Origin of the sequence: Neobacillus vireti, assembly GCF_036962465.1 — a bacterium.
Classification (GTDB): Bacteria; Bacillota; Bacilli; order Bacillales; family Cytobacillaceae; genus Neobacillus; species Neobacillus vireti_B.
Genome location: NZ_JBALNF010000064.1, coordinates 27942 through 45258, shown reverse-complemented (window position 1 = coordinate 45258; position 17317 = coordinate 27942). Strand labels below are relative to the sequence as shown.

Below are 17317 nucleotides of genomic sequence, written 5' to 3'. Positions count from 1 at the left end.
CATTTCGGCTGTTTTGGAGGGATTTGTTTGATTACCATTCAAGAAACAGAAATAAAAGAAAGGGGTCTTTTAGGGGTAAAACAGGCTAGAGAATTAGGACGTCCAATTTTGATGAGTGAAGTTCATAAAATGGACACGACCAATCCTTTATCCTTTTTTAATACTGGAAAAGACCACTATTGCGGGGAACGTTTTTTTTGGAAGGACCCGACAAATGAGATGGTTCTAATTGGACTTGGAACTTCAAAGCAATTTCAATCGGATCAGGCTGCTGACCGCTTTTTTCATCTTGAAAAAGAGTGGAAGAGCTTTTTAAAAGATAGTTTTATCTTTAATGATTATAAGGTTGACGGTGTTGGACCTCTTATGTTTGGAGGCTTTTCGTTTGATCCTTTTAAAGAAAAAACAGATCTTTGGTCCAAATTTGCAGATTCTTTATTTCACATACCCAAATTCTTATTGAGTATCGTCCAGGGTGAAACCTATTTAACCACAAATATTATCTTTACACCTAATGATGATCTGTCCTTATATAGCAAGAGTTTGGAAGAAAGAAATCAACTGCTCCATTCTTTAAGAAACAATCGTAACACAAAATCTCCCTCATTAATCCGGAAAGATGAAGTCTCTCCTGATCGATGGAAACAAACGGTTGATGGAGTGGTGGATGAATTAACACATGGTCCATTGAAAAAGGTCGTGCTTGCTCGTGAACTTAGACTTGTGTTTAATTCGGATGTTGAAGCAGAATCTGTCTTGGAAAATTTATATACACAGCAGCCGGCCAGCTATATTTTTGCGTTTGAATCAAATGGAGATTGTTTTATCGGGGCCTCGCCGGAGCGCCTAATCAAGAAACAAAGTGATGAAGTTTATTCAACCTGTTTGGCTGGTTCGATTTCCCGTGGACAAACAGTAGAAGAGGACCAGGCTCTAGGACAAACTCTTCTAGCCGATCAAAAAAATCTGAAGGAACACGGGTATGTAGTCGAGATGATTAAGGGGGCACTTGAGCAATCCTGTAAAGAGGTTATTCTCCCAGACCACCCTCAACTAATGAAAATGCGTGATATTCAACACTTATATACACCAGTAATTGGAAAGTGTGGTCCGAACACCTCTCTTTTATTGCTTGTGGAGAAGCTTCATCCTACACCAGCACTTGGAGGACTTCCCAAGACTTCAGCCGTAGAAAAGATAAGAGAAGTAGAACAACTGGACAGAGGTCTATTTGGCGGCCCGCTCGGCTGGGTCGATTATCAGCAAAATGGTGAATTCGCGGTAGCTATTCGCTCCGGGCTTATTCAGGGAGATGAAGTTTCTTTGTTTGCCGGATGCGGGGTCGTAGCAGATTCCCACTCTGAAGAAGAATATTTAGAAACAAGTTTAAAGTTTAGACCAATGCTTCGGGCCCTTGGAGGAAGATAATTATGAATCATCAAGAATCATTAACGGCTTATATTGCTGCCTTTGTTTCAGAACTTGTTTTAACGGGTATTACGGATGTGGTAGTCAGTCCAGGTTCTAGGTCAACTCCGATGGCCATGGTCATGGCGGAACACCCTGATTTAAAGGTTCATATCCATGTGGATGAGCGTTCTGCTGCTTTTTTCGCTTTAGGTATGGCAAAGGCAAAAAACAAGCCAGTGGCCATTTTGTGCACATCCGGTACCGCAGCTGCAAATTATTTTCCAGCAATCGTGGAGGCAAAATATTCACGTATCCCTTTGCTGGTACTAACTGCTGACAGACCTCATGAATTACGCGAGGTGGGTGCTCCGCAGGCAATTGATCAGCTTCATTTGTATGGCCATCAAGTAAAATGGTTTGCTGATATGGCGCTGCCGGAGAAAACCAATGAGATGTTACGCTATGCAAGGACAATTTGTGCAAGGGCAGCAGCAATTGCAACCCAAGCGCCTGCAGGTCCCGTTCATTTGAACTTTCCGTTCCGTGAACCGCTCATCCCGAAAATGGACGAATCTCTCTTTGAACTCTCTGAACGGCCCCAGGGGTATGTCAGGGTCAACAATGGAGATATAACCTTAAGTGAAGAAGAGTTTAAAGAAATTGCTGCTGAATTGACTGGGAAAGACAAGGGCATCATTGTATGCGGTAATATAGCGGATGAAAAATTTGCAAAAGCAGTAACTAAACTTGGAGCTCTTTTAAACTATCCAATTTTAGCCGACCCGTTATCGCAATTACGAAGCGGAACCCATTCATTTGAGAATGTTATTGAGGGTTACGATACCTTTTTAAGGAATGAAGATGCCAAGTCTTTTCTAAAGCCGGATGTTGTCTTAAGATTTGGGGCAATGCCTGTTTCAAAAGCGTTAACGATATTTTTAAAAGAAAATCATGATGCCGCTCAATTTGTCATTGACGGCGGGGGCGGCTGGCGCGATCCTTCAGCATTATCAACCAATATGATCTTTTGTAATGAAACTTATTTTTGTGAAAAATTATTAACCTTTATGGCCGCTAATCCTTCTTCTGCTTTTATAGATGATTGGAGAAAAGTGAATCAGCTCACAAAAGAAAATATGGCTGTTATCCGAGATGAAAAGGAATTGAGTGAAAGTAAGTTATTCTATCAATTAGCTGAAATGCTTCCCGACGAAGCAACCCTTTTTGTAGGTAACAGTATGCCAATCCGTGATTTAGATAGTTTTTTCTTAAGCAATAATAAATCGATTAAGGTAATGGCAAATCGAGGGGCTAATGGAATTGATGGGACTGTTTCAACTGCCATCGGTGCTGCAGTTTATACTAAATCCTTATATTTAGTGTTGGGGGATTTAACCTTTTTTCATGATTTAAATGGTTTGATTGCAGCCAAGCTTTACGATATTGATATCCGTATCATTCTCGTTAACAATAATGGGGGCGGGATCTTTTCTTTCCTTCCACAGTCAGAGCATCCTAAACATTTTGAACTATTGTTCGGTACACCATTGAATATTAACTTTGAGCATGCTGTTAAAATGTTTAATGGACATTACACTAAAATAGCAACTTGGGATCAGCTTGCCGACCTTTTAAAACAAAGCCATCAGCAAAAGGGTATCCATGTTTATGAGGTTGAAACAAAAAGAGACAGAAATCGCGATGAACATCGTGAATTTTGGCGTTCAGTTTCCCAGGAAATATCAAATCTTGTCAATGGAGCGCAGGAATGATGATAAATGTAGATGGGATTCGCTTTCACTTAGAGGTTTCTGGTGAAGGTTTTCCCCTAGTCTTACTGCATGGCTTTACAGGAGATTCATCTACCTGGGCATCATTTTTTGATAAGTGGGGCAGCCACTCAAGGTTAATCGTTCCTGATATTATTGGCCACGGCAGAACGGAATCTCCTGATGACTTAAAGCATTATCAAATCGAATCCATGGCACACAGCTTACATACGATTTTGGAGAAAACAGGTGTTCACCAAATAGACCTGCTTGGCTATTCTATGGGTGGCAGATTGGCTCTAACGTTTGCAGTGATGTTCCCAAACCGTGTCCGAAAGCTGATCTTAGAAAGCGCTTCTCCTGGTCTTGAAACAGAAAGAGAAAGAGAATTTCGCCGTATGAATGATGCCAAACTTGCAAAATTTATAGTAGATGAGGGTTTGAATTCGTTTGTTGATTATTGGGAGGATATCTCCTTGTTTCAGACGATGAAGAGACTTCCTGCTACCGTACAAAACAAAATTAAAGAACAGCGATTAAAGAATTCCCCCCAAGGGCTAGCCAATAGTTTACTTGGGATGGGGACAGGTTCACAGCCATCATGGTGGAAGGAACTTGGCGGTTTAAACTGTGAGGTCTTACTGCTTACTGGTGAGGAAGACTTAAAGTTTGGCCACATTGCAAAAGCTATGGCAGCTAGGATAAAGAATGCAAAATGGATGATTGTCGAAAATAGTGGACATGCAATTCATGTGGAAGAATCAGAAAAGTTTGGTACAATAGTAAGTGACTTTTTGTCGAATAAATTATAAAGGAGGATTTCTTTTGACAGTAGAATGGGTTCCAGTTAAAAAATACGAAGAAATTCTATTTGAATCTTATAATGGGATTGCGAAAATTACAATCAACCGTCCACACGTACATAATGCCTTTACACCAAAGACCGTGATGGAATTGATCGATGCATTTGCATATGCACGAGATGATTCAAGTGTTGGGGTAATTGTATTAACAGGTGCCGGGGATAAAGCATTTTGTTCCGGTGGAGATCAAAAAGTAAGAGGACATGGGGGATATGTAGGCGACGACCAAATCCCACGCTTAAATGTTTTAGACCTGCAGCGCTTAATTCGTGTTATTCCAAAGCCGGTGGTAGCGATGGTAAAAGGATATGCGATTGGCGGCGGTCATGTTTTACATATTGTTTGTGATTTAACGATCGCAGCAGATAATGCTATTTTTGGGCAAACAGGTCCAAAAGTAGGAAGCTTTGATGCGGGATACGGCTCCGGTTATTTAGCAAGAATTGTAGGCCATAAAAAGGCTCGTGAAATTTGGTATCTCTGCCGTCAATATAACGCCCAGGAAGCATTGGATATGGGCTTAGTCAACACCGTTGTACCATTAGAGCAAGTAGAAGAGGAAACCATTAAGTGGTGTGAAGAAATGCTTGAGAAAAGTCCAACGGCACTTCGTTTCTTAAAAGCAGCATTTAATGCAGATACTGATGGTCTTGCTGGTATCCAACAATTTGCCGGTGATGCTACTTTACTATACTATACAACGGATGAAGCAAAAGAAGGCCGCGATGCCTTTAAAGAAAAACGTAAACCTGACTTTGGTCAATTCCCGCGTTTTCCTTGATTTGAAGATTCTTTTCTGCAGCTTGATGGTCTCCATCAGGCTGTTGTTTTTATCTAAAGAAAAGAGGGTACAAAATGCAAACTGAAACAATGCCTAACTTATTAATTAAGCGTTCACATTTAACGCCAAATCGAACGGCTATTTTTTTTCAGGACCAAACGTTAACGTTTCATGATTTATATGAGCGTTCCTTGGAAGTAAGCGGGAGACTTCAAGCTCTTGGTATTAACAAAGGAGACTTTGTAGGAGTTTTATTAAAGAATCATTTGGACACGGTCACGATTTTATTTGCTCTGCAGTTATTAGGAGTAAGGGCCGTTATTTTAAATAATCGGCTGACGGCAGCTGAACTGGTTTGGCAATTAAAGGATTCCAAATCTGCCTTTCTTATTCTCGAAGATTCTTTTTCTGAAACCCCAAAAATCATTAATCAGCAAATGAGCCATTTGCCGACTATTACGAAAGCTCAACTTTTTCAATTAGAACCAAAAGAACCAATTATTCAAAAAGAGATCAGTCTCACTGATATTTGTACCATCATGTATACATCAGGCACTACGGGAAACCCAAAAGGAGTGATCCAGACATACGGGAATCATTGGTGGAGCTCCACAGGCTCAGCCTTGAACCTCGGAATGATGGAAAGTGATTGCTGGCTCTGTTCTGTTCCCCTGTTCCATATTAGTGGTTTTTCAATCTTAATGCGCAGTGTCATTTATGGAATGCCAATTGTTCTTCATGAAAACTTTGAGGTTGAACGAACCATTAAAGATATTTCGCAAAAACAGGTAACGGTTATGTCAGTAGTAGGTACTATGCTTTCGCAAATTGTTGAGGCGTTAGGTAATAGACGTTTACCTGGTCATTTCAGGTGCATGCTGTTAGGTGGAGGACCAGCGCCACTACCATTGTTAGAGGCATGTGTAAGTCAGGATATTCCCGTTTTTCAATCATACGGAATGACAGAAACCTCGTCACAAATCGTCACGCTCTCACCAGAAGACAGCTTACAAAAACTTGGCTCTGCCGGAAAACCGTTATTCCCTTCACAGCTAAAGATTGAGCTTGAAAATGGCAAAGCGGCGAAAGCAGGAGATGCTGGTGAAATTGTCGTTAAAGGACCCAATGTTACTCAGGGCTATTTAAACCGTCCGGATGCTACTGCAGAAAAGATACGTGAAGGCTGGTTTTACACAGGAGATATTGGTTACTTGGATGAAGAAGGTTTTTTGTTTGTAAAAGATCGGCGCAGTGACTTAATTATTTCCGGCGGGGAAAACATCTATCCTGCTGAAATTGAAGCTGCCTTGCTTTCACACCCGGATGTATTGGAAGCAGGTGTGACTGGAATTGAGGATGAAAAATGGGGACAGGTGCCTGTAGCCTTTATTGTAAAAAAGAATGGCCAGGATCTATCAATTGAGGTACTGCAGCAATTTTTGATGGAACGCCTTGCCAAATATAAAGTACCGAAGGCTGTTTATTTTACAGAACAGTTGCCCCGAAACGCCGCAAAAAAATTGCTGCGGAGAAAACTTAGGGAGTGGGTGTAGGGCAAAATGAAAATCGCTCAGGTGGACCTTTATATTATTCAAATGCCCTTAAAGTCCCCCTTTATCACACACTTAGGTGCCGTGACTCACCGTGAAGGAATCATTGTAAAGATTACCGATCATGATGGCTGTACAGGGCTGGGCGAGGGGGTGGCCTTTTCAACCCCCTGGTATACCGAAGAAACCGTTGCAACAAGTTTACATATGATTACGGATATATTAATCCCATTGCTGAAAAAATATCCAATAGAGCGGCCAGAGGAGGCCGCACAGCTTTTTAAATCGATTAGAAGAAACCATATGGCGAAGGCGGCTCTTGAAACAGCCTTATGGGATTTATATGCAAAGCAGCATTCATCCCCCTTAGCTGTCATCCTTAATGGTACCCAATCGATGATTGCGTCAGGTGTTGTCGTTGCGACTAATTCTCCAGCCAATGCCATTAACCAAATCGAACAGTATTTAGAAGAGGGTTACCAGCGAATTAAAGTGAAAATTAACCCCGAACAGGATTACTCTTTTTTAGCTGAGATCCGAAAAGAATATCCGCAACTTCCCATTATGGCAGATGCTAATTCTTCCTATACATTAGAGGATATTGACCGGCTAAAGGCACTGGATGAATTTAATCTGCTTATGATCGAGCAGCCGCTTGCCCAAGATGACATCATTGAACATGCAGCACTCCAAAAAGAAATCAGCACGCCGATTTGTCTGGATGAGAGTATTGTTAGTTTTGATGATGCAAAAAAGGCAATCGAGCTGGGAAGTTGTCAGGTCATTAATATCAAAGTAGGCCGGGTAGGCGGTCTATATGAAGCCAAGCAAATTCATGACTACTGCTTGGCCAAGCATATTCCTGTCTGGTGTGGAGGCATGATCGAGTTTGGAATTTCCCGTGCCCATAATATTGCCCTCGCATCATTGCCAGGTTTTACAATTCCGGGAGATATATCTGCTTCGAATCGCTTTTGGGAGGAAGATATCATCTTGCCAGAGGTACAGGTAGAAAATGGCTATATTAAGGTGCCGGCTGAACCCGGAATTGGGTACAGCCTAAATGAAAAAAGGCTGCAAGAAACGTTATTATCTAAGAGAACTTTTCATTTTTAGAAAAGAACAAAGGTGAATCAGGATGTCCTGGTTCACCTTTGTTTGTCTTTGCTAAGACAGCTCTGCAGGTTCAATTCTTTCACTATCGGTTTCTTGCAATTATCTTTTTTTTGCCTGGATCGCGAACATAAGACCTGCACGACATCTATTTTCGGGATTCAGTTACCTTTCTCCGTCTTAGATATCGTTTATCATTCATAAACAAGCTCCAAAAATAAATAAAGCCTGGAAACAAAATGGCAAATCCCGCTACATAACTAAAAAAAACGGCACGAAAAGAATTAGGATCTGTAAAAGCCGAATGGATCGTTACTTCCGGATAAACGATATAGGGCAAATGGGCTTTTCCGTAAACGTAACTTGCCACCAAATATTGTGCAGTTATGGCTATTACTGCAACCCTTGGTCTCCCTTTAATGTTCTGCTTACCAGAAGGAAAGAATAATCCTATACCCCCGACAAGAAAACAGCCAAGTGATAGAAAAAGAAGAGGAAGATCTTTCATCATTTTATGGAATATCCACCCAGCTTCTTGTTTTAGGGTAAGCATAATGAGGAAAGCCATTAATAAAGAAATAGGTCCAATGATTATGGCATCTCGCCGATAAACGTTATAAGCTTCATATTCCTCGGATGTCTTTGAATAATCCGCCAATAAAAGCGAGGAAAGAAAAAGTGTGCTTGTTATGGCAAATCCAAAGAAAGCATATTCATTTGGACTTGTGAACAGCCCGGCTAAGTCCAACGTTTGCTTGTAGGTTGAAAAATCAACGTATTTCCCATGAGTAATCGGTAAAACACTAATCAGTAATCCGGGAATGATAATACCAGTTATACCGGATATATAGGTTAGTGGTTTTTTATATTCATCAGCTATATGGGAAAAAACGAGAAAAGCACTCCTAATTGATAATAGTAATAAAATAAGACTGCCAGGAATAAGCAGAATGGTACCAAGTGTGTAAGCACCATAGGGAAACATACTGTAAATAGCAACTACTAGTGCCACGATAAAGGTATTGGTCACCTCCCATGTAGGAGAAAGGTATCGGTTGGCTATATTGGTCGCTTTTGTTTTTTCTCGGTTAAAATAAATCATAGACCAAAACCCTGCACCAAAATCCATTGTCGCCATCACCGCGTAAATGAAAACAAAGCCCCAGAGTACTGTTATTGCAAGATAGGCGTTCAACATAGTAGGATCACCTCGTTAAGAATTTGAACTAAACAGCGGAACTCCTTTTTGCTCAGCCCGATTCAGATCATCTTCCACCTTATTTTTCTTGAAATAATAACGCAGGACAAAGATGACGGATAAAGCTAAGATGATATAGACGGCAGTAAACAATATAAATAGTACTCCCAGATTTGTGGCAGTCGTCACCGAATCTTTTGTCGATAGGACTCGATAAATCGTCCAAGGCTGCCTTCCTGTGCAGGCAAAAATCCAACCGAATTCAATACTTAGAACAGCAAGTGGACCTGAAGCTACATACAACCACATTAACCATTTTGGAAAATGCTCTTTTTTGATAATCCTCTTCCAAAAAATCCCTAGGAATGAAATAAGAATAAGTAATGAGCCAATCCCAACCATTCCGTTAAATAGGGTATGGATAAACAACGGCGGCCATTCCTCTTCTGGAAAATCATTTAAGCCTTTTACAACGGTATCAAAGCGATTACCGGCTAAAAAACTTAGTGCCCAAGGGACTTCAATTGCCCACTTTACCGTTTCTGTTTCTCGATCCGTAAAGCCGCCTATTGCAAGTGGAGCATGGGATTGAGTTTCAAATAACCCTTCTGCAGCCGCAAGTTTTTCTGGCTGATTTTTATGAAGGCTTTGTGCGGTTTCATGTCCGTTTAGTGCCGTTAATAATGAAAAGATTCCCCCGATTACAAGGCTTAACATTAGCGCTTTTTTATGAAATCGAAATACTCTTGAAGAGAAATCGGATTTAAGCATTTTATAGGCAGAAACTGTCGCGATGACAAAAGCTCCGGTTGTATAAGCTGAAAATGCGACATGACCGGCATTGATAAAAAAGCTTGGATTAAAGAATGCAACCCATGGGTGAACATCGACTATTTTACCATCCACCACCCTAAAGCCAGCGGGTGTTCCCTCAAATGCATGGACATTTGTGATTAAGACTGCGGAACCCATCGCGCCAATGGCAACAAGTACTAAACTGGCAATCCTCATCCATGGGGCAATTCGTTCAGCTGCATAAACGTAGATGGACATAAATAAAGCCTCGATAAAAAAAGCATAAATTTCGATTTGAAAGGGAAGTGCCATAACAATTCCAATAACTTTCATGAATCCAGGCCAAAGCAAGGATAATTGAGTTCCTGCAATGGTACCGGTCGGTATTCCCACTCCTAATAGGACGGCAAAGGCCTTTGTCCATCTTTTGGCCATGACAACATACTCGATATCCTTTGTCTTTTGATAGATTAGCTCTGCTGTTAAGATCATAAAAGGCAGCCCAACACCAATCGTTGCAAAAATAATATGAAAACCCATTGTTGTTCCAAACAAACTCCTTGCAATCACTAAATCACTCATTTGGATCTCCCTTCTCTCAGACACGTATGAGTTTATTGTTTACAGGGAAGAGATTCCTATGTAATTATTTCCAAAGAAAAGATAAATTTTAAAATTAATGGCTGTGTTAATCTTCGCCTTCCGCTCCAATCAACATGCTAAAAATCAACAATACCTTAAACACAGCTAAAATAATAAAAGACCTCCTAAAGAATCAGGAGGTCGAATGTTAATTATTTAAAGCTGTTTCCAATGTTTTTAGGTTTGCATTCATAAGAGTAAAGTAGGTTTCTTTATTTTTAAGATTTTCTTTAGACAGGACGGCCAAATTATGAATATGCAGGGCTTTAGCCCCCATTTCTTTTTGGACAACCTTACCAAGGTTTGACTGAACATTTTGTTCGAAAAGAATATAGTGGATCCCCTCGTGCTCAGCGATAGAAATAATATTTTCAAGTTCTTTTTGTGTTGGCTCATTGGTTGTGGATAGGCCTGAAATACTAATTTGTTCAAGACCGTAACGGCTTTCCCAATAGCCAAATGCCGCATGTGTAACCATAATTTTTTTGTGTTTCGCATTTGAAATGGTCTGATCATATTGAGTATTTAAATGATCTAGGTCAGCAGCAAGCTTATCATAATTTTTAGTGAATAGTTCTTTGTTTTGCGGCATTTTACTTACTAATTGATCCCGAATGACAGCGGCCATTTCTTTAGAATAAACCGGATCTAACCAAACATGGGGATTTACATTATTAATACCGTGCTCTTCTCCTTTATCCGAGTGGGGATCCTTTGGCAGCTTAAGGTGAGCAGCGGTCGCTACAAGCTTAACATTTTCATTTTTAAGGGTATCTTTTGCCTTTTCCACAAAACCCTCTAAGCCGAGCCCAATATAGAAAAATAAGTCTGAATCTGCTAAATTCATCATATCCTTTTGAGATGGTTCATAGGTATGCTCATCAGCCCCAGGAGGATAGATGGTTTTTGCAGTCACATATTTTCCGCCAATTCTTTCTGAAAAATATTGCAAGGGGAAAACAGTTGTATAGATCGTTAAGTGATCTTTCTTTTCTTTCGATTGATTAGTTCCATTTGTACAGCCAGACAGGATGAGGCTAATTGGCAATAAAAAAGAGAGAATTAGAATGAATTTTTTCATAGTTACTCCTTCAATAATATATTAAATCGGATTTATTACGATTTATTATTTAAAAAATTTTTAGAATTCTGAATAGAATTGAATACATAATACGGAACGATTCCGATTTCCATTAGTATCTTACAAAAAAAATAGTCTAATTGCAAGTATAATATTTGTCTCTTACTAGGCATATTATGTATGCTTAATATGAAAGGTGGGATTTGAATGAACAATTCATCAATATTAAACGACATTTTAGACTTCAATCAAAAATTTGTAGAGAACCATGAATACGAGAAGTATGAAACAACTAAATTTCCCAACAAAAAGATGGTCATCCTTACTTGTATGGATACCAGACTATTAGAGCTACTGCCTAAAGCATTAAATTTGGGGAATGGGGATGCCAAGATTATTAAGGACGCTGGAGCACTAGTGTCACATCCGTTTGGAAGTGTTATGCGCAGTATTTTAGTTGCTTTATATCAATTACAAGCGCAGGAAGTTTTGGTAGTTGCCCATTATGATTGTGGTATGAGCGGGATGAAGGCGGAACCAGTGATTGAGAGTATGAAAGAAAGAGGAATTTCTGAAGAAACGCTAAGTACTCTTACATATTCCGGAATTGATATTAAGCAATGGCTGCAAGGATTTGAAAGTGTCACCGACAGCGTCAAACACAGTGTGGATATGATTAAAAATCACCCATTATTGCCTAAGGATGTTCCTGTTCACGGTCTTGTGATCGATCCTAAAACAGGTAAACTCGATTTAATTGTCGATGGATATCAAAGTTAATTTTGTTTTTTTTCCGGAACAGGATCAACGCCCCCGGGATGAAAGGGATGGCATTTTGAAATCCGCTTAATGGTCAGCCAGCCCCCTTTTATTGCGCCAAAGCGTTGAATGGCGTCTAATCCATATTGGGAACATGTTGGATAAAATCGGCATGAAGGCGGTTTGATCGGTGAAATGACCACTTGATAAAAACGAATTAGCAAAATAAAGAATTTCTTTAACATGGATTTTTCTCCTTTTTAATACAGAGTTTATACTTACAACATACCATAAATAGGAATAATCGTCTAAATTGTTAAATGTAACAAAGGTGATGTATTAAGTCGGATTTTATTGTATGATTAAAGGACATTATAAAAGGAGTGAATGACGTGCCTTCAGTTGAGAGCTTTGATTTAGACCATAATGCCGTTAAAGCCCCGTATGTTAGACATTGCGGTGTCCATAAAGTGGGTAGTGATGGTGTAGTTAATAAATATGATATCCGTTTTTGTCAGCCAAATAAACAGGCAATGAAACCAGATGCCATCCATACATTAGAGCATTTACTTGCCTTTAATATTCGCAAGCATTCCGAAAAGTATGACCATTTTGATATCATTGATATTTCGCCAATGGGCTGCCAAACAGGCTATTATTTGGTGGTTAGCGGGGAACCAACAGTGGAGGAAATCATCGACTTGTTGGAAGATACAATGAAGGATGCAGTTGAAATTGCTGAGGTTCCCGCTGCAAATGAACGACAGTGCGGCCAGGCTAAACTGCATGATTTAGAAGGTGCCAAACGATTAATGCGTTTTTGGCTTGAACACAGTAAAGAAGACTTGAAACAGGTCTTTGCTTAAGTTCCTAAAAAAATTCCTATTCAATTGTGAATAGGAATTTTTTAGCGTTTATCTTGATTATCTTTATTTGTTTGATTCACATTTTCTTCTTGATCCCGATATGGGTTATCCTCTAATGAGTCAACCGTATGTTTATAAGAATATGCTTTAGAAGTTGTGGTAACTGCCAGCAGCAAAACGACAATGACAATAATAATTCCGACAACTAATACCGTGTACATATTGATTTCCCCCTTTTCTTCACATTGTATCATGAAAAAAGAAAAATTTTTGAAAAAACAAGAAAAAGGAAGCTGTTTCAGCTTCCAATTGTCAGGTGTTATGTAAAATCAATGTATATTCCTAGGATAATAAGTATGTGTACGATGCTGTCCATACTCTTCTTGAGCAAACTTTCCTTTTAAGCTTTCAATCAGATATAGACCCATTAAATCATAAAGTTCTTGTTTATCCATCTCTTGAATTAACGCGAGCAAATCTTCGTGTGACATTTCTTCTAAAAAAGCGAATGTCAGCATATCAATGTCCTCTTCATCACCGGTTAATTTGTTTCGATACATAGCATATAATTCATCGACTAATTTCATTTTTCCACCTCCTGGAACAACCTTGGAATTGTATGACCAAAAATGAATTCACTCTACTTATTGAATACCCATAAACGAGAAAAATCATCCCTGCCTTTCAAAGTATAAATTAACTGAAAAGTCTGTTTTCTTGGTTGTAAGTTTATTATATAGGATACTTCACTAAAAAATGAGTCGAAATGTGAAAAAAGAATAAAATTTATCTATCTGTACATTACTAAACAGTAAAAGGGGTTGAAGTAATGGATGAACAGAAGAAAACCTACTTTATTGATGTAGGAACCGGTCAAATATCCACTAATGCTTCAAGTTCCACTTGGAGCTATAAAATTCAAGCAACGGATGAAGAAATTACCCAGCTGAGAGAGCTGTTTAATCAAAACTATTCGACAGAGTGGAAGAACTTTTTTCGAGCCCACGTCCCTTTTGTTCAATACCATTATGACAGGGAAAATGACCAGTACGATAGTACGATTCAACAGGTGTATGGAATGTTGTATCAACTCGGTGATCAAGAGGCAAAAACCCATATTGAAAGCATGAACATTTTACCTAAGAATCAGTAATCCTGTGAGGAGAATCCAAAAGTTTAAGGATTCTCCTTTTTTCTATATAATTATATCATTAAAGAATATATGGGGCGGATATATAATGAATAAATTTCTCGATTGCAACGGAAATACGGTTGAACTTCGATTTGGTCATAATGTCTTTACTATGAAGCCTAAGCATGTTTTAGTGATTTGTCAATTTGAAAATAATTGGCTTCTAACAAATCATAAACTTCGAGGGCTGGAATTTCCTGGTGGAAAAGTAGAAAATGGAGAAACCCTTGAAGAGGCGGCAAGAAGAGAGACCTTTGAAGAAACTGGAGCGATTCTCAGTGACCTTCAATCTGTTGCTGAATATAAAGTGAGTGACATACGGGGGGCTTTCGTGAAAGCTGTATTTTGGGGAATGGTCGATAAAGTAGAGCCAACGAATGCCTATTATGAAACAAATGGACCCGTTGTGGTTGAAGGGGATATATTGGAGCTTCGCTTTGCAGATGAATATAGCTTTATCATGAAAGATCAAGTAATCGGGGAATGCATTAACTATATTCAACAGCTTAAAAATACAAGGAAATAGCAGTAGGTTTTTGCCCCTGCTATTCTTTAATTAATCGTTTTTCTAATAAATCGACGAGCTGATACATAATGGTGGCAAATACGGCGATAATCAATAGAGATAAGAATACAAGTGTAAAATTAAATACCTGGAATCCATATATAATTAAATAACCAAGTCCTTTCGTGGAGACAAGAAATTCGCCCACAATTACCCCAACCCATGAAAGCCCAACATTAACCTTTAAGGTTGAAATAATCGCAGGGAAGCTAGCTGGCAAGATCGCTTCTTTAAAGCATTGAAAGCGGGTAGCACCAAAGGTTTGAAGGACCTTTAAATAGTTGTGATCGACCTCTTTAAAGGATGTGTACACAACAAGCGCCGTTATGATGACCGAAATGATGACTCCATTTGCGATAATGGAGGTGTATCCAGGACTAAGGGCCACAATGATGACCGGTCCTAAGGCAACCTTGGGCATCGCATTAAAAATGACCAGATAAGGGTCAAGTATTTTGGAAATCATGGGAGACCACCAGAGAACAGCTGCAATGATAACACCGAGCAGGGTGCTTACAAGAAAGCCAATGATGGTTTCCATTAAAGTGGCACCTAAATTCGTCATTAATGAGCCATCTTGAATTTTCTCGACACATAGAGCCCATATTTTAGATGGAGAGCTAAAGAGGAGCGGGTCAATCCACTGCATCCGGCTTAAAAATTCCCAACTCAAAAATAAAAGCAGGAAAATAATCAGTTGATAAAAACGAACCCACCTTTTTTCAATGGTTAAGGATCTGAGATAATTTTTATGGAGGAGCTCAACATTATACTTTTCTTGGCTCAAGAGACTCCAACTCCTTCCAAATCGATTGGAAAATTCCTTGAAATGCTTCGTGATTTCTCGCTTCAAAGGGAGACAATCTCTTTAGATCTTCCGGCATTTCAAAGGTTTTGTGAATTTTCCCAGGCCTTGCTGAGAATAAAAAGATCCGGTCGCTCATCGCAATGGCTTCTCCAATATCGTGTGTTACAAGGATAGCTGTTTTTCCGAACTCATCCAAGGTGCGGGAAACTAAATCTTCAAGCTTAAGCTTGGTTTGATAATCGAGCGCAGAAAATGGTTCGTCAAGCATCAGTAGTTTCGGCTCTGTTGCAAGCGTTCGAACAAGGGCGGCCCGCTGCCTCATCCCGCCTGAAAGTTGCTTTGGAAGCTGTTTCTCGACACCTTTTAAACCAATCTGGTTTAATAAGCTTAGGGCAGACGCTCTGGTTTGTGCATTTAACATATTAGATAATTTAAGGCCTAATAGGATATTTTCTTCAATTGTTTTCCAAGGAAACAAATAATCCTGCTGCAGCATGTAGCCAATCTTATTTTTCGAGGTAGAAACCGGCTTGTTTTCTAACAGGACAGTCCCTTGGGTTGGTTTTAGTAAGCTGGAAATGATCGAGAGCAGAGTGGTCTTACCACAGCCACTAGGGCCGAGGAAGGAGACAAACTCTCCCTCCTCAACCGTTAGTGAAACATTGGAGAGGGCCGTGGTGGCATAGGCTTTTGTTAAATAAGTATGATGAATCTGTTGAACTTCTAAAAAGCTCATCAAAAACGGCCTCCCTTTCCTATTTTTTGGTGACTTTTTCAGCAAACTTCGTATTTACAAGTGTATTATGATCCACTTCTTTTGGAAGCTCGCCGGCTTCTTTCATGATGTTTTGGAGATTGTTCCATTCTTCTTCGTCTAATATAGGGTCTGTGGCAAAAGAGCCTTGGCTTTTATAACGATCGACAACCGTTGTCATGATATCTATATCGGTATCCGGAAAGTAGGTTATAACAGCTTTAGCCACTTCTTCAGAACTGTGTGTTTGCACCCACTGTTGTGCTTTATAAATCGCTCTTGTGAACTTTTCAACAGTATCGCTATTTTCTTTTATATAACTTTGTTTCGCCATAAAGGTGGTATAAGGAACATGGCCTGATTCCTTACCGAAAGAAGCAACGATGTAGCCTTTTCCTTGTTTTTCAAAGATACTTGCTGTTGGTTCAAACAGCTGCACAAATTCGCCTGTTCCAGAGGCAAAGGCGTTCGCTATATTTGCATAATCAACATTCTGAATTAGGTTTAGGTCTTTATGCGGGTCAATTCCATGTTTCTTTAAAACGAATTCTCCCACCATTTGCGGCATACCGCCTTTACGCTGACCAAGAAATGTTTTTCCTTTTAACATATCCCATGAAAAATCGTCTATTTTATTCCTTGCTACAAGGAACGTACCATCTGTCTGCGTAAGCTGAGCAAAATTGATAACCGGATCATTAGAACCTTGGGCGTAAACATAAATCGATGTTTCTGAACCGACAAGTGCAATGTCCGCCCCACCAGAAAGTAAGGTGGTCATTGTCTTATCGCCTCCAGGAGTAGTTGTAAGGGTAACATCCAATCCCTCGTCCTTGAAGAAACCTTTGGCAAGAGCAACATATTGCGGGGCATAGAAAATGGACCGAGTCACTTCAGCAATCCGCACCTTTTCTAATTTCTTTGTTTTGGTCCCTGAATCATTGTTACAAGCCGCCAATGAAATCATAAGTACACTAATGAGAAGTAAGGAGAAACTTATTTTCAACCACTTTTTCATATTGAACCTCCTTTAATACCCTTTTCATAAATCTGGGCTAATTGCCTAAGATATCGTATGTAGGGCGAAAAAATGTGTGAATGCCCCAGTGACAATAAATTTATAAAAATATGGCTGTGTTAATTTTTTGAATTTTGATTTCCGCTCCAGGCG

The 17317-nt window shown here is 39.6% G+C and carries 19 protein-coding genes; 10 read left to right on the top strand and 9 right to left on the bottom strand.

All coding sequences use genetic code 11. The features are described 5' to 3' along the window. Nucleotides 1-27 precede the first annotated feature (27 nt). The 6 genes from V7077_RS23145 (at nt 28) to menC (ending at nt 7489) form a co-directional block, all read left to right on the top strand. Nucleotides 28-1428 (top strand): isochorismate synthase, encoded by a 1401-nt coding sequence (locus V7077_RS23145; protein ID WP_335506353.1) that lies wholly within the window; start codon nt 28-30, stop codon nt 1426-1428. 2 nt (nt 1429-1430) lie between these two features. Next, nucleotides 1431-3182, top strand: a complete 1752-nt coding sequence (gene menD / locus V7077_RS23140; protein WP_335506351.1) for a 2-succinyl-5-enolpyruvyl-6-hydroxy-3-cyclohexene-1-carboxylic-acid synthase — start codon at nt 1431-1433, stop codon at nt 3180-3182. After that, nucleotides 3179-3991, top strand: coding sequence for a 2-succinyl-6-hydroxy-2,4-cyclohexadiene-1-carboxylate synthase (menH, locus tag V7077_RS23135; RefSeq protein ID WP_335506349.1), 813 nt, complete (start codon nt 3179-3181; stop codon nt 3989-3991). Before menD ends, menH begins: the two co-directional genes overlap by 4 nt. 13 nt (nt 3992-4004) lie before the next feature. Further along, entirely contained in the window at nt 4005-4823 is an 819-nt protein-coding gene (gene menB, locus V7077_RS23130; protein ID WP_335506347.1) for a 1,4-dihydroxy-2-naphthoyl-CoA synthase, read from the top strand. Nucleotides 4824-4897: 74 nt separating this feature from the next. Continuing rightward, a complete protein-coding gene (locus V7077_RS23125; RefSeq protein WP_335506345.1) occupies nt 4898-6376 on the top strand; it encodes an o-succinylbenzoate--CoA ligase in 1479 nt (492 codons plus the stop codon). 6 nt (nt 6377-6382) lie between these two features. Further along, a complete protein-coding gene (gene menC / locus V7077_RS23120; RefSeq protein WP_335506343.1) occupies nt 6383-7489 on the top strand; it encodes an o-succinylbenzoate synthase in 1107 nt (368 codons plus the stop codon). Nucleotides 7490-7634: 145 nt separating this feature from the next. Here menC and V7077_RS23115 read toward each other — a convergent pair whose 3' ends face one another. The 3 genes from V7077_RS23115 to V7077_RS23105 all read right to left on the bottom strand — a co-directional run bounded on the left by V7077_RS23115 (nt 7635) and on the right by V7077_RS23105 (nt 11202). Continuing rightward, nucleotides 7635-8684 (bottom strand): cytochrome d ubiquinol oxidase subunit II, encoded by a 1050-nt coding sequence (locus V7077_RS23115; RefSeq protein WP_335506341.1) that lies wholly within the window; start codon nt 8682-8684, stop codon nt 7635-7637. A gap of 15 nt (nt 8685-8699) precedes the next feature. After that, nucleotides 8700-10061 (bottom strand): cytochrome ubiquinol oxidase subunit I, encoded by a 1362-nt coding sequence (locus V7077_RS23110; protein ID WP_335506339.1) that lies wholly within the window; start codon nt 10059-10061, stop codon nt 8700-8702. Between the two features lie 208 nt (nt 10062-10269). Beyond that, the gene (locus V7077_RS23105; protein WP_335506337.1) at nt 10270-11202 is read right to left on the bottom strand and encodes a metal ABC transporter solute-binding protein, Zn/Mn family; all 933 of its coding nucleotides are present in this window, start codon (nt 11200-11202) and stop codon (nt 10270-10272) included. A 207-nt stretch (nt 11203-11409) separates the two neighbouring features. Between V7077_RS23105 and V7077_RS23100 the strand changes: the two genes are divergently transcribed. Next, complete coding sequence (locus V7077_RS23100; protein ID WP_335506335.1) at nt 11410-11982, top strand: beta-class carbonic anhydrase; 573 nt, start codon at nt 11410-11412, stop codon at nt 11980-11982. Here V7077_RS23100 and yidD read toward each other — a convergent pair. Beyond that, entirely contained in the window at nt 11979-12206 is a 228-nt protein-coding gene (gene yidD, locus V7077_RS23095) for a membrane protein insertion efficiency factor YidD (protein ID WP_335506333.1), read from the bottom strand. The two genes, V7077_RS23100 and yidD, sit on opposite strands and share 4 nt — an antisense overlap. Before the next feature lie 147 nt (nt 12207-12353). Here yidD and V7077_RS23090 point away from each other — a divergent pair, with 147 nt between their 5' ends. Beyond that, a complete protein-coding gene (locus tag V7077_RS23090) occupies nt 12354-12827 on the top strand; it encodes an S-ribosylhomocysteine lyase (RefSeq protein ID WP_335506331.1) in 474 nt (157 codons plus the stop codon). Nucleotides 12828-12868: 41 nt separating this feature from the next. On the opposite strand, the gene ytzI is transcribed toward V7077_RS23090, so the two are convergent. Further along, entirely contained in the window at nt 12869-13048 is a 180-nt protein-coding gene (gene ytzI, locus V7077_RS23085; protein ID WP_335506329.1) for a YtzI protein, read from the bottom strand. A 108-nt stretch (nt 13049-13156) separates the two neighbouring features. Next, nucleotides 13157-13414: a DUF6154 family protein gene (locus V7077_RS23080; protein WP_098531965.1), complete on the bottom strand. Its 258-nt coding sequence runs from the start codon at nt 13412-13414 to the stop codon at nt 13157-13159. A gap of 242 nt (nt 13415-13656) precedes the next feature. Between V7077_RS23080 and V7077_RS23075 the strand changes: the two genes are divergently transcribed. Beyond that, nucleotides 13657-13980: a hydrolase gene (locus V7077_RS23075; RefSeq protein ID WP_335506326.1), complete on the top strand. Its 324-nt coding sequence runs from the start codon at nt 13657-13659 to the stop codon at nt 13978-13980. An 85-nt stretch (nt 13981-14065) separates the two neighbouring features. Then, nucleotides 14066-14545: an RNA deprotection pyrophosphohydrolase gene (gene ytkD, locus V7077_RS23070; protein ID WP_335506324.1), complete on the top strand. Its 480-nt coding sequence runs from the start codon at nt 14066-14068 to the stop codon at nt 14543-14545. Nucleotides 14546-14564: 19 nt separating this feature from the next. Here ytkD and V7077_RS23065 read toward each other — a convergent pair whose 3' ends face one another. The 3 genes from V7077_RS23065 to V7077_RS23055 are packed head-to-tail and all read right to left on the bottom strand — an operon-like array spanning nt 14565 to nt 17164. After that, nucleotides 14565-15371 carry an ABC transporter permease gene (locus tag V7077_RS23065; RefSeq protein ID WP_335506321.1) on the bottom strand — a complete coding sequence of 269 codons (807 nt, stop codon included), beginning with the start codon at nt 15369-15371 and terminating at the stop codon, nt 14565-14567. Continuing rightward, complete coding sequence (locus tag V7077_RS23060; RefSeq protein ID WP_335506319.1) at nt 15352-16128, bottom strand: ABC transporter ATP-binding protein; 777 nt, start codon at nt 16126-16128, stop codon at nt 15352-15354. Before V7077_RS23060 ends, V7077_RS23065 begins: the two co-directional genes overlap by 20 nt. A 19-nt stretch (nt 16129-16147) precedes the next feature. Then, entirely contained in the window at nt 16148-17164 is a 1017-nt protein-coding gene (locus V7077_RS23055) for an ABC transporter substrate-binding protein (RefSeq protein WP_335506317.1), read from the bottom strand. Between the last annotated feature and the right edge of the window lie 153 nt (nt 17165-17317).

Coding starts and splice junctions, on each gene's coding strand:
- V7077_RS23110 (WP_335506339.1), bottom strand. CDS start 10,061: ATGAGTGATTTAGTGATTGCAAGGAGTTTGTTTGGAACAACAATGGGT.
- V7077_RS23125 (WP_335506345.1), top strand. CDS start 4,898: ATGCAAACTGAAACAATGCCTAACTTATTAATTAAGCGTTCACATTTA.
- V7077_RS23080 (WP_098531965.1), bottom strand. CDS start 13,414: ATGAAATTAGTCGATGAATTATATGCTATGTATCGAAACAAATTAACC.
- menD (WP_335506351.1), top strand. CDS start 1,431: ATGAATCATCAAGAATCATTAACGGCTTATATTGCTGCCTTTGTTTCA.
- V7077_RS23105 (WP_335506337.1), bottom strand. CDS start 11,202: ATGAAAAAATTCATTCTAATTCTCTCTTTTTTATTGCCAATTAGCCTC.
- V7077_RS23055 (WP_335506317.1), bottom strand. CDS start 17,164: ATGAAAAAGTGGTTGAAAATAAGTTTCTCCTTACTTCTCATTAGTGTA.
- menC (WP_335506343.1), top strand. CDS start 6,383: ATGAAAATCGCTCAGGTGGACCTTTATATTATTCAAATGCCCTTAAAG.
- yidD (WP_335506333.1), bottom strand. CDS start 12,206: ATGTTAAAGAAATTCTTTATTTTGCTAATTCGTTTTTATCAAGTGGTC.
- V7077_RS23115 (WP_335506341.1), bottom strand. CDS start 8,684: ATGTTGAACGCCTATCTTGCAATAACAGTACTCTGGGGCTTTGTTTTC.
- menH (WP_335506349.1), top strand. CDS start 3,179: ATGATGATAAATGTAGATGGGATTCGCTTTCACTTAGAGGTTTCTGGT.
- V7077_RS23100 (WP_335506335.1), top strand. CDS start 11,410: ATGAACAATTCATCAATATTAAACGACATTTTAGACTTCAATCAAAAA.
- V7077_RS23075 (WP_335506326.1), top strand. CDS start 13,657: ATGGATGAACAGAAGAAAACCTACTTTATTGATGTAGGAACCGGTCAA.
- V7077_RS23060 (WP_335506319.1), bottom strand. CDS start 16,128: ATGAGCTTTTTAGAAGTTCAACAGATTCATCATACTTATTTAACAAAA.
- ytkD (WP_335506324.1), top strand. CDS start 14,066: ATGAATAAATTTCTCGATTGCAACGGAAATACGGTTGAACTTCGATTT.
- ytzI (WP_335506329.1), bottom strand. CDS start 13,048: ATGTACACGGTATTAGTTGTCGGAATTATTATTGTCATTGTCGTTTTG.